Annotated in this window: 10 protein-coding genes; 7 read left to right on the top strand and 3 right to left on the bottom strand. The window is 35.0% G+C overall.

What is annotated here, in order from left to right; genetic code table 11:
• Nucleotides 1–132 precede the first annotated feature (132 nt).
• Nucleotides 133–549: a hypothetical protein gene (locus MKY82_RS29995; protein WP_143767934.1), complete on the bottom strand. Its 417-nt coding sequence runs from the start codon at nt 547–549 to the stop codon at nt 133–135.
• Nucleotides 550–1,215: 666 nt separating this feature from the next.
• Here MKY82_RS29995 and MKY82_RS29990 point away from each other — a divergent pair.
• From MKY82_RS29990 to MKY82_RS29980, 3 genes are read left to right on the top strand one after another with little or no spacing between them, the layout of a single operon-like run.
• On the top strand, nt 1,216–2,148 hold the full coding sequence (locus MKY82_RS29990; protein ID WP_082834224.1) for a hypothetical protein: 933 nt from the start codon (nt 1,216–1,218) through the stop codon (nt 2,146–2,148).
• A complete protein-coding gene (locus tag MKY82_RS29985; protein ID WP_063477422.1) occupies nt 2,145–3,266 on the top strand; it encodes a hypothetical protein in 1,122 nt (373 codons plus the stop codon). The genes MKY82_RS29990 and MKY82_RS29985 overlap by 4 nt, the downstream gene beginning before the upstream one ends.
• A gap of 5 nt (nt 3,267–3,271) precedes the next feature.
• A complete protein-coding gene (locus tag MKY82_RS29980) occupies nt 3,272–3,517 on the top strand; it encodes a hypothetical protein (protein WP_063477421.1) in 246 nt (81 codons plus the stop codon).
• A gap of 143 nt (nt 3,518–3,660) precedes the next feature.
• Here MKY82_RS29980 and MKY82_RS29975 read toward each other — a convergent pair whose 3' ends face one another.
• Both MKY82_RS29975 and MKY82_RS29970 read right to left on the bottom strand, forming a co-directional pair.
• Nucleotides 3,661–4,776 (bottom strand): AAA family ATPase, encoded by a 1,116-nt coding sequence (locus tag MKY82_RS29975; RefSeq protein ID WP_063477420.1) that lies wholly within the window; start codon nt 4,774–4,776, stop codon nt 3,661–3,663.
• Complete coding sequence (locus MKY82_RS29970; RefSeq protein ID WP_063477419.1) at nt 4,758–6,338, bottom strand: AAA family ATPase; 1,581 nt, start codon at nt 6,336–6,338, stop codon at nt 4,758–4,760. Before MKY82_RS29970 ends, MKY82_RS29975 begins: the two co-directional genes overlap by 19 nt.
• 855 nt (nt 6,339–7,193) lie before the next feature.
• On the opposite strand from MKY82_RS29970, the gene MKY82_RS29965 reads away from it, so the two are divergent.
• Genes MKY82_RS29965 through MKY82_RS29950 form a run of 4 tightly spaced genes read left to right on the top strand, consistent with a single transcriptional unit; the run spans nt 7,194 to nt 12,177 of the window.
• Nucleotides 7,194–8,714, top strand: coding sequence for an SAVED domain-containing protein (locus MKY82_RS29965; protein WP_063477417.1), 1,521 nt, complete (start codon nt 7,194–7,196; stop codon nt 8,712–8,714).
• Nucleotides 8,715–8,732: 18 nt separating this feature from the next.
• Nucleotides 8,733–9,854, top strand: a complete 1,122-nt coding sequence (locus tag MKY82_RS29960) for a nucleotidyltransferase (RefSeq protein WP_071220929.1) — start codon at nt 8,733–8,735, stop codon at nt 9,852–9,854.
• Nucleotides 9,851–11,677 (top strand): ThiF family adenylyltransferase, encoded by a 1,827-nt coding sequence (locus MKY82_RS29955; RefSeq protein WP_071220928.1) that lies wholly within the window; start codon nt 9,851–9,853, stop codon nt 11,675–11,677. Before MKY82_RS29960 ends, MKY82_RS29955 begins: the two co-directional genes overlap by 4 nt.
• Nucleotides 11,677–12,177 carry a Mov34/MPN/PAD-1 family protein gene (locus MKY82_RS29950; RefSeq protein WP_071220927.1) on the top strand — a complete coding sequence of 167 codons (501 nt, stop codon included), beginning with the start codon at nt 11,677–11,679 and terminating at the stop codon, nt 12,175–12,177. The genes MKY82_RS29955 and MKY82_RS29950 overlap by 1 nt, the downstream gene beginning before the upstream one ends.
• The last annotated feature ends 323 nt before the right edge of the window (nt 12,178–12,500 follow it).

Raw genomic sequence — 12,500 nt, 5'->3', positions numbered from 1 at the left:
AACAGGCGATATAATATGCACTGTATTAAAACCTGGAATAGAAAGCGTAAAAGTACTTTCATCTTGGAACATTAACTCTAACCGAGTTCGATCATTTGCTTCACGAAAAGGAAACTAATATTATTATTGGCCTTACCGCTTAATTATTTCATCAGAATCTGAAGTTTTTCGTTGACTTTGTGATAGTTCTTCGTAAATATCTTCAGCAATTAATAAGTGAGTGTCTATTAGCATGTTTGATTTTGATAAAGAAACACTAAATATGCGCATGCAAAACACAGTGAATATAATTGCTAAAAATATTATCGTAACAGAATCTAGAGCTGCCTTACTAAAAGTCAGCAGGATATCTACTTCTTTAAAAGTGGCAATGAACAGAGTGGCTATTATAGCCATGAGAGGTACGATAGTAGAAACCATTTTTAGTATATCTTCGAAAGGGCTATCTGAGGATAGTTTCTTTTTTTGAATTTTCAACTCTAGAAGTGCTCTCTTAAAAATATGGTCCGACTCGCTGAGGAGATGAGAATAAGCTTTAATAAGTTTCATCGTCTCTTCTTCATGTATAAGATATTGGGTATGGAATATTTTTACAATTGGTTTTTCGATCTGATTTTTCAATTTTATATATTTTTTCCTTTCAACATAGATGCTTATAATTATTAGCACCAGAAATAGACATATTGCGACTAAAAGTACTATATTTATCACCCTCCCATATTATTTATTATCGGTGGTATTAACGCTTCTTTTTAGACTGGAAATTCGATAGCGGCAAAGCTAATTTGAATATTCGGTGGTTAGGCTTGGGACCGGGAAGTTGAGAGTAACCAACTGTTTTATTAAAAAAATTGGACACTTATAGGCCAATAAATAAACTATTAGCTTCAGCAGCAGATACGGATACAAAATTAGACCCATCCAAGCAAACTAAAAAACAATACTGAGTCTTGCTCTTAAAGCCATCCAAGGGGAGTTAGTGGAAGAGGAATTACATAAGATTGTTTGAAAGCATTTAGTTCAATGTACGGAAAGGTGAGATGGTGGATAACAATTTTGCTTTTCTATAATGTGTAATGGCATGGCAGTCAATCCCTAGTACTTGTTACCTGGACAGCTAGTACAATAGGCAGTAGACTGAGAAGTGAGTTGCGTGAATTGGGGCATGAACCTTATGTTAAATGCATAGCAGATTGATCACAAGGAAGGATGGGGATGTTGTTTAAAATCCTAGTTGTAACTCAATCAAAAGACGTAACAGTTGACTATCTTATTTCTACATACAGCGATTACATTTATTGGTTTAGAATAAATGTTGACCAACTTGATGACTATCAAATTCAGGTTACCAATGAAGGGGTCATACTTGCAAAAGGCAACATTTGGAGTATATCCAGTTCCTGTATTGATGCCGTTTATTATCGTAAAATTTCACTCCCTGATCTTTCATCTTATGAGAGTCATTATATTCCAATGATGCAAAGAGATATTATGAATTTTATTGAAGGTATTGTTGAGACATTTGATAAGCCGTGTATAACAAAACCCTCCATTCTGCGTAAGGCAGAAAACAAAATTGTACAACTTAACATTGCTTCTTCATTGGGGTTTCAAATCCCTCAAAGCTTAATTACAAACGATGAGGTATCTGCTTATCAATTTTGTCAAGAGAAAACATCCATTGTAAAACCTTTATCAACTGGTCGAGTTAAAGTACCTGGAGGATGGGAAATAATCCAGACTAATGTGGTGAATAGAGAACATGCTGTGAGCGGGCTTTCTCATGCACCTTCTTATTTCCAGACTTACGTAGAGAAGTCGGAAGGTGAGTATCGCGTTACAATTGTTGGAAGAACGGTATATGCTGTTCGAATTGACTCCAGCAATACAATCGATTGGAGAAGAAAGAACGCAGAGAACTTTTATCAAACAGTAGAGATACCAATTCATATAATAGAATTGTGCTACAGACTTATGGATGAATTAAAAATAACATTTGGTGCCTTTGATTTTATAAAAATGGGAGATGAATATTATTTTCTTGAAGTAAACCCAAACGGCCAATGGCTATGGTTAGAGGAAAAGGTTGGTATCCCCATCTCTCAATCTATTATCAATCAATTAATAAAGGACGTGCACTTAACTTGAAGATTAGCTTTTTAAAATTCTATAAATTAATGAATTTTATGGCCTGGGTCTTCCCCTTCTTTGTTATCTCAGATGATGACAATTTTGGGACGTTAGAAGAAGAGTCAAGAGAACTCCGATTTTCATTTTTAACCATAAAGTTTGGTGACGTCATTTATTATTTTCTCTCAATAGGCTTCTGGTATGGAGATCATAATGAGAAAGCCAAATTTCCAAAAGGATTTCGGTTTATGTATTCACTTCGAGTTTCGCAATATAAGCGAGAATATAATACTGAAAAAATTAATGATTTAAAGACCAAACATATTGCTTTTCTTCGAACTAAGGACTCAGAAGAACTTAGTGTATATAAAGAAACTTTGTTATACAAATTGGATCAAATTAAAGAGAAGAGCACAAAGACCACCAATAAATTTCTTGCCTACTTAGCAATCATTGCATTTCTAATTCCACTTTATATTCCTGGTGCTCTTCGAATTGGCGAAGTTTTTGATAAGCCTATGTGGTTAGTTATTGCATATATCTACCTGGCTGGTTACTTAGCTTATAACCTCATTAATTTTGTTAAATTGTTTTTTAGGTTCGTTCAAGTGAAGCCGTATGCTCAATTTAAGTATTCAATGATAAAGAATTCAAGCAAACCAAACATTGACCTGCTTACAGCACTATACATTGAATATCAACTGCGCGACAATGAAAGTGTTGAGGAAGTATCCTTCATTAAAAACATAGACGGGTATATGAAAAGTATCTTATTGATAAGCAGTTTTTTACTTGTTTTTGACATTATCTTTGGCTCAGTACAAGCCGAAGAGAAAATAAAACCGCCGGTAAGCCCAATAAGTAAAGTCTTTCATTTAGATTTATCCCAGTCCTCAAAAATGCTTTTCACCGATCAATTTGATGTTATAAAAAAATTTGGAGAAGATCTGGTTTTAAATAAAGTAACAAGGATAACACTTATCAGAACTGGTGATGCGGAATCAGATAATTATAACCGGATTGTTCAAATAATTACTTCATATAACATAAATAAGGCAGAAATTATACAAATACAGGATAAACCCAATGACATGTCCGCCTCAGGACATTTACAAATTATAGTAGAAAGGAGGTGAAGGATATGAAGAAACCTTACATAGCAAATTATGTAATTAGGTCTAGTTCAAGTTCAGAGCGTATTATTACAGAAACGATTGAGCAATCAGAACCTGATGAAATTCTCTTATGTCAAAACGATGATTACAGAAAACAAACTGCAACAATTGAGCAAACAGAACCTGATGAATATATTTTATTTTCTGATGAGTGGAGAAAGGAAACTCGCTCTATTGAAAATTCTGAACCTGATGAAATGATTTTCTGGTGAGTGAAAAGAGGGTAACCTAAAAAACAAACTTACAGTTGTATGAAGAGAAATACAACCTCTAAAGTATCACAAATTGTTCGTTGGAAGATCCGCCTGAGTCATAGAAGTTAAAGTTATGAGGCTGCGCAGTTGCGCAGCCTCATTCATAGCCGCATATATTTTTTCTTATGTCTTTTAAAGTCGTTCTCTTTAACGAAATAAAGCTCGTTTGTAACCCTAGTCATTGCTACATAGAGTGGGTTTATTTGAGTAGGTGATAAATGAGTGCTTGAGAAATCTTCCTTAAACAGTGCCGCAAAAGTTTTAGTAAGAATAATACAAGCTTTCTCGTAGGTGTCGCCTTTAGAATAACCCCAATTTATAGTGGGCAAGCAATTATATTTACGGCTATCATTATAGAATAATTTTATAATACTAGTATCTTCCATTACCTCTGAAATTCTAGAATCATCTTCCAACAACTCGTAGCGCCCTTTGATTGTGCTTGATGAATGTAAAATAATTTCCAACTTATTTCTAATGAAACTGCATATTTCCTCCGGAACTCGTCTACTGTTTATTAAAGTACTTTCATCTATGTCTACAGCACCTTTAAAAAGTGCTTTATATTCATCCCTTGAGATAAATGTTTTGCCTTTCTTCGAAAAAGGTTTATTCGTTGAAAAGTTTGATTTGCTAACCGAATGTTGATGAAAGTCCCCTACAGCAAATACGTTTATATTTTTTTCTTTAATAATCAGGGACAATAAATCAAAGTCCTTCCCCATGAAATCCTGGAGTTCATCAATATAAAGCTGGTCGCAAAATTTGAGCATACGTCCTAATATGATTTTTTTGACTTCTTTTGATTGTGCTAATACTAAACCAGACATTCTAGATGAATAATATTTTCGATTATAGATATAGTGCCTATAGTCATTTTGTTTATAATACTTATAATTTGGTTCTCCGTTTATTCTCTGTGGTTCGGGCTCTTTGTTAATTTCCACTCCAGTCGTTATAAGACCTTTACTGCCTCCAATGATTAAGATGGGTTCAAAGGGTTTCAGCAGCCATCGATAAACAAAACTAGCAAATGTTAATACCTGTGTGTTTTTTGGTATCTCTCCATGAATATTATGGATCTCTTTTTTTAGATTAGATACATTCTGTCTAGTATACGTAATGACCAGATTTTTAGAAGTCGGGTTTAAATGATTAGCTATATAGCGTGTTTTCCCCGAACCAGCTACAGCAAGCATTATCGTTGAACGAGCCATTCTATCCCCTCCTGAATGTACTCGGGTAAAACAATAATATTTTTAAAAGTATTCTCTTCAGATATCCGTAAAGCTGCTTCTGTTTTATTTTTTAGCATATATGCAAGGTTTTTATCCATGGGTATTTCGCGATATTCTGCTTTTGTACCAGGCTTAGTATTTGAAATAGTTTTAAGATTAGCAGCGTTTTTATTAAAGAGGCAAACCTCAAAAGTAAACTCACTAACTAAATCGGAACATTTAACATAAATATTGGTATGGTTTTTATTTAATTCATGAATAGATTCAATAGTTTCTTGGTCTCCATCATTATCAGTAATAACTAATAAAGAGTTATTAATTACTTTTGAAAGTTCGATATAGTGTTTATAGGTAATTCCCCCGCCCGATAGGATTTCAATGTATTTTTCTTCTAAAGTATAAGCCAAAGAATTCTTTACAAGTTGTGGCAACAATATGTATTCACTATTTCCCTCTACAAGAATTATCTTCTGAGCTAATATAAAATTCAATAACTGCATATTATCTGTTTTCATAAAATAATCTGCAGTTTCATCAGGCACTTTACTTAGAGAATGGTAGTTTTCATTGCTAATCCATATTGTATTTTGCAAATTCAATCTACTGACTATGAGTGGATTATGTGTAGTAATTATCAACTGAGCACCATCACACATATTTTGGATATCTTTTATTAGTTTTCGAGTACTGACATAACTCAAATGATTTTCTGGTTCTTCTAATAGAATTAGATCACTCTCGACCTCTAAGGCAATTTCCGTTTTAATTAAATTTTCTTTTCCTTTTCCTTTATTTTGAATGGAGATCCCGTTACTTTTTAAATCCAGTAAATTCTCTAAAATTGTTTTATTTTCGTCAATTCCCAAATTATATTCTTTTATAGTTAAACGTTCGGTATTCTCGTCAGCAAAGTTCTGGATGTTTTTCCTTAATTGATAAGAAAGATTTTGCCTATCCGATATTTCAAAGTTATTATTAAAAATTCTTTTTGAGTAGGAATCAAAGAGATTGTTTTTTCGAATAGAATTATCAATTAATACGTTTTTAATTGGTGACTTACTATAAATATATTTTCTTCCGGCAAAAGTGATCCATTCCGCTATGTAGTAATCTGTTGGTATGAATTTTCCATCATAACTCCCATCGTACATTGTCTCTAAAAGTTCGCGATAATTTTCATCAAATTTGTACATGAAATTAATGCCGCTCTTGGGTATAGGAGACGATGAAGAATGGAGTCCATTAAAGTACTCAGAATTCAAAGCATTTTCACCACTAATAAATAACTCAATTTCAATTTTAGGAAGAGCATCGATGGAAGGGGAATTTTTATATTGATTCACAACATCATTATTAAAATACTTTTCGAAGTTATTGGTAGTATTGAATATTTTTTGATTCAGTGCAACATCGATAGCTTCTAAAATGGTGCTTTTACCAGCCTCATTCTCACCGATCAGTACATTAATCCCTTCTTTGAATTCAATATCAAAATTTTTGAATTTCTTAAACCCCTTAATCTTTATCTGTTCGATATACATAAAGTTCTCCTTTTTTAAAGAGTTATCAATGTTTTTGTCATGGTTACGGACCAACGATTGAAGTATATTAACTATTTTGGTATGGATCTCTAAGCGGTCCATTAATATCCGGAGGGGCAGCTTAATCAACCGACATCTTTTGAGATTTCAATACTAAGCAAAGCGGCAAGGATTTTGATCGACTGCGCTATCAGGCATGGTATGATGATCCGTGAAGAGGGTCTGTATATTTAGACGCGTTGGATCGTCTACGTCAGGACTACGATGGGATCCTTAGCGAAGGAACCAAACTTATAGAAATGGTGTATCATACAAATAAGAGTATGACTACTGCAGCGATAATGCTTGCTAATGCTGATACAAATAATATTATGACTGCAGCAGAGATAGTGCTTGCTAATTTATTCGACTTTTCCAACAATAACTCCCCAATCATATGGCTTCTCACTTCCCAGAATAAGACGTTTGGGGAATATTGTCAAAATATTGGAGGCATGGTAGAGATCAGGACAACAAATGAGTATCAGAAAGCTTGTCAAAATGGGCCTTTTCATTCCCTCTGATTACTGAGTACAGATGTTTTTTTGCTTCGGCTGGTACGGTCGTGATTCGTTCAAAATCGTTATATAAAATGGAAGGGAGAGTGATAATATAGTAGAAACGTGTGTACTGATAATAGTGGAAACATTTAATCAGCACATAAAAAAGGAAAGGAAGGGTTTCATTGAGGGAGGGAGAATATGATTCAAATAATATTTAAGAGTTATATCATTCATAATTGAATAAGAAGAATGTGTGTGGGATAATACAATAGGGGAACGTAAGTTCTTTAATTTGATAATAGGACTGTGGTAAATGGGCAAAGCGATTGATGCAATAAACGCTGGTTTGACTTATCAGAATTTATACTTTTGGTTGTTTGCTTCTGAATTGCTACATAAAGATTCGAATATCAAAGAGGTATCTTACGAAGATGATCGAGTTAAATCTTTGGATGATGTTGTTGTTGAATATATAGAACCTGTTACAGGGGACTATGGTATTGATGATGAAATCACTATGGATTTCTACCAGGTTAAATATCATGTTAAAAATACGCATCAGATTGAATTGCTAGACCTCATTGATCCTTCATTTATTAATGCTTCAACGCACTCTTTTTTACACCGAGTAAGGGATGCCATAAAGCAAGGATATACAAATGCCCGATTCCATTTGATAACTCCATGGAATATTCAAAAAGGCGACCTTTTAGAAAATTTATTGGATAATCATCACAACAAGTTGAACTTAGATTCTTTTTTTGACGGAAGACAGAGAACAAAAATCGCACTCGCTCGAAAATCGATGATGAAACAACTTGAACTACATTATGAGGCTGAACTACGGCAAATCCTAAGAAGTATTCGGATTCATCATAGCAAGCCAGGTATTTCACTTTTGATTAAAGAACAGCTTAATCCAAAACTAATGCTTGCTGGGCTTAAACCGATTGATTCAAAGGTTCTCGTCAACCCTTATAATGATCTAATTGTGAATTGTGCAAGTAAAGGAAGTAAAAGCTTTAATAAAGTTAATCTTCTGAAGTTATGTCGAAAAGAGCGACTATACTCGGGTCAACCTTTAATTCTAAAGGATGAAATCCCTGTAGGAATCCGGAGCTTTCTTCCCTATACTGAAACATTAGAAGAAGAGACTAACCATCTTCTGTGTCTTAGTGACCACTTTGATCAACGCCTAATTAAAACAGATCAAAGTTGGAACGGTGACGTTGCACCAAAATTAAAGGGATTTATACAGGATGTCTTTTCTCTAGGCAATGCCTACTTGATCCAATTTAATACACACCTTTCTATAACATTTGTTTCAGGAATGATACTGAATCCAAAATCAGGAGTAAAAGCATTTCCTGTACAGCGAGGAGATGGATTGATGGCTTGGATTCCTGATGTACATTTTGAAGAAGACCAGAATTACACGACATTCATAGAAGAGTTTTCATCTGACCAATTAGATCAAGGTGATACAGTAGTTGCTATTAGTGTAACTCGAAATGTTAAACCTCACGTAGAATGGCACATAGAAAATAACAAGCTAAAAGTACAAGCTTTCTATCATTTTTGCCTGCCGTCAGAGGGATTTAAGGCAATAAAAGATGGCACGCATGCTTGGCTACTAGCTGAGCAAATCATTAAGGCACTAGATAGACGCAATCCAAGTCAAAGAAAAGGAAAAGTTCACCTTTTTATTGCAGCGCCTGGTGGCTTTGTTTTCTTTCTTGGTCAACAAGCATCAAATATACCAGAAATTATACTATATGAGCATAATTTCTCTGGAGATGGATCATATTCTCCTTCATTTATACTCCCACTTTAATAATTTGGAGGTCTCATTATGAATATTCCCACCTATTTTGCAAGATTCCTTAAAGAAATTCGTCTAACAGAGAATCAAGTGAATGATCTTATCAAAGGACATACTACTTTGAGAAATAGATTAGAAGAAGACGAGGATCTATCTAAAATTATTGTAAGTACATTTCTTCAGGGGAGTTATCGAAGGTCTACCGCTGTTCGTCCAAAAGGAGACAGTCGATCGGATGTCGATGTAATTGTAGTGACTAAATTGAGTATGGAGGAATATAGCAATCCAGAAGATGCACTTCAAGTATTTGTTCCATTCATGGATAAACACTATGCAGGTAAATACGAGATTCAGGGACGTTCAATCGGAATTTCATTAAGCTATGTAGATTTAGATGTTGTTATCACGGCCGCCCCCTCGGAAAGTGAAGAGGGAATTTTGGAATCTAATAGTGTAACCGACATGCGGGCTTTGGAGGATATTGAAACATGGTCATTGAAGAAGTCTTGGGAAGTTCTTGAAGAAACATTGGATACGAGCTCTGTTTTAAGAACGTATTCTAATGCGAATGAACCTGAGTGGAAATCGGTTCCCCTGTGGATTCCCGATAGAGAGGCAAAAGAATGGAAACAAACTGATCCTCTAGCTCAAATTAAATGGACTCAAGAAAAAAATAAATCTTGTAATCGCCACTATGTTAACGTCGTTAAGGCTCTGAAATGGTGGAGAAGATCAAATGATGTGCCTAAATATCCAAAGGGCTATCCTTTTGAGCACTTGATAGGCTTATGCTGCCCGGATGATATCCAAAGTGTTGGTCAAGGGGTGACCGAAGTTTTGGAAGAGATTGTAAATAACCATCCTACGAAGCCAGTTATGCCGGATCATGGTGTACCAGATCACGATGTAATGGGCAGAGTGACAAATGAAGAATATGAAGAGTTTTACCAGCTAATTAAAGAAGCAGCTGTAATTGCTAGAAGGGCTACAGATGCTACTACTGTAAAAGAAAGCGCAGAGGAATGGAATAAGCTTTTTGGTTCTAAGTTCCCAACCTCTGAGGCAACCAGCAAGAGTGAGAACAGCTCTGTTGGATTTTCAAAGAGAGAAAATCCAACAACTCAAAATGTTATGGGTGGACGTTTTGGATGATAAATATCGCAGTATCTGAAAATATATACTCTGGTTGTATTCAACTTGATATTGTTAAGGGATACGAACAATTAGAAGAGCTTTATTGGTTTGAAAAGTTAGATAGTTGGGTCCTGCATTTTAGTTTAAATGTGCCTGAATTAAACCAACTCTCTTCTGTACCTCAAACTACCCAGTGGTATATGCTAATAGATCCTCTTTATCCAAGAGGATCTATTAGCATATTTCCCGATAAAATTAGAAGTATCACTCTTACGTATCAACACATGACTGAAAATATAAATGTTGACTATGTTCCTTGGAGATTAGGAAAGATTTGTACCGATTGGGATAGCGGTCAACTGGAATTGTTATCGGACAGTGATGAACTTTTAGATTCTGACAAGCGAATCTCTTGGCATGTACAGAGATTGAAATTATGGCTGATCGCTGCCTCTAACGATTCTTTGGCTGTACCTGGAGATTATTTCGAATTACCTCATACACATTTCAAATCAGAGTTATCCATTGTTTTTGCGGAAGAGCGAAAGGATCTTATAAAGTGGAGTGAAATCTATACTCGGTCTGGTTTGGTATCTCTAAGGGAGGTTAAGGAGAATTCGGATACTATTTATATATCACGCTTCTTTGATAGAGAGTCAGAAGTATTGCAAACCTATGATTGGGGAAAAGTTGTAGAGCTTAATACCCAAACTAAGATACAATATGGAGTATGGGTATTGCTACCCTTTAAACCTATACAACAACCTTGGTCATACCCCAAGACAGTCAGCGATTTAGAAATGGTGTGTAAAGAACACCATTTTGATATCTGGAATGAGATATATGATTTAATGCATACATTCCGTGAGTATAATCGTAATTTTATTATGATTGGCTTTCAAATTCCTCAAATCGTTGGGGAAGAAGATCAGGTGGTTCATTGGATCAGTATTGAAATTGCGAAGTTGACTAGGAAAGTCAAAAGGATTAAAGGATTTAGAAAAGCACGTGACTATTATTTTCATCGAGATCGATTGAATGAGCTAAAACCAGAAAAAGAATTAAATTATATCCGTACTGAGAACTGGAGCAAGGAAGCGATTCTTAGCCGCGGGAGTTTAGATAAAAAAATCCATCAGGATAGTGCATTTTTGATAGGTGCTGGAACGCTTGGTTCAGCTATCGGTGAATTACTATCACGCACAGGCATATCAAAAATCACTGTTTGTGACGATGATATTTTAAAAATAGGGAATCTTTCACGACATATTCTCGGTGTGGATAAAATATCCAGAGAAAAAGCAGAATCTTTATCTAGACGAATAAATCAGAACAATTTACACATTTGGTCATCACATATAAATAAATCTTTCCCAAATCTGAGTGAAGATGAGGTCGAGATTTTAGAAGAACATGACGTCATTATTGATACTACGGGTAGCGATGCAGTCATTGACCATTTATATTCTTTCGACTGGACACTTCCTAAAAGATTTGTGTCTATATCGCTTGGCTTCGGAGCCAAAAGAATGTTTATCTTACAATCAAACAAGCATCCCTTTCCCCGTCAGGTATTTTATGATTTTCTTAAACCATGGATCGAATTAGAACGAGAAGAAAATAAGAAAACAGTCCTTCCAAGAGATGGAATTGGCTGTTATCATCCGTTATTTCCGGCTAGACTTGATGATATTTGGATAATGGCAGGATTAGCAATAAAAGAAATGGAAACATGGTGGCTAGACCCGTTGGGATCTAATATATTTGCTGTATATGAACAACAGCAATTAAACGGGGTATCAGCAGGGGTAATACTGAAACAACGAGAGGTGTTTCAATAATGCTTGTTTATAGATACAGAGATCATGAAAGTGGCTTGGAAGTTGAATTTAGCGAAGATATTTTAGCGTTTATGTTAGCACAATGTACTTCTTATGGTAATTTGGAAACAGGCGGCATTTTAGCAGGTTATTATGACGACACATATAAGAAGGCCGTTATTCTGGGAAGCAGTGCTGCTCCTACTGACTCAAAACATAGTAGAACTAGATTCTACAGAGGTGTAAAAGGCCTTAAGGAATGGTTAAATAAACTTTGGAAAAAAGAGAAGGCTTTTTATTTAGGAGAATGGCACTTTCATCCTTTTGCTACAAGCCAAAGGAGTTCAATTGATTCGAAACAGATGAATGCAATATCCGCTAATCAATCGATGAATTGCCCAGAACCAATATTATTCATCATTGGGGGAGACCCTAATCATAAATACTCAGTTTCCATCAGTGTTTTTTTTGATAGTAAGAAATCGATAGAACTTAAAGAGTATTCAGTTGAAAAAATATGAGATAAGCTTAAAACTACCAGTAGTCTAAGTCAGAATCCTCAGAATTCTAGCACACAACTATATATCAGTATTATAACTGAATTATGATAAACTCAGAAAAATCAATAACTTCAGAACACAACTTTAATACCAAATAACAACGACGACCCTTGTAGAATGCAAATAAAGTTATAGCAAATTAAAGTTGTATTGAGCAATGGAAAGTCATATCAGAGTCGAGCAGATGCAGGTTATTTCCTGACATTTGCTCGGCTTTTCTTATAGAGGGGGAGTGTACAGAATCCCTAAGTTTGATATCGCCCCGGCATTGTTATTGTCTATCG

This window comes from Paenibacillus sp. FSL W7-1279 (assembly GCF_037969845.1).
Lineage (GTDB): Bacteria > Bacillota > Bacilli > Paenibacillales > Paenibacillaceae > Paenibacillus_AQ.
The sequence above is the reverse complement of the archived record's forward strand: the minus strand, read 5'-3'. Positions and strand labels throughout refer to the sequence as shown.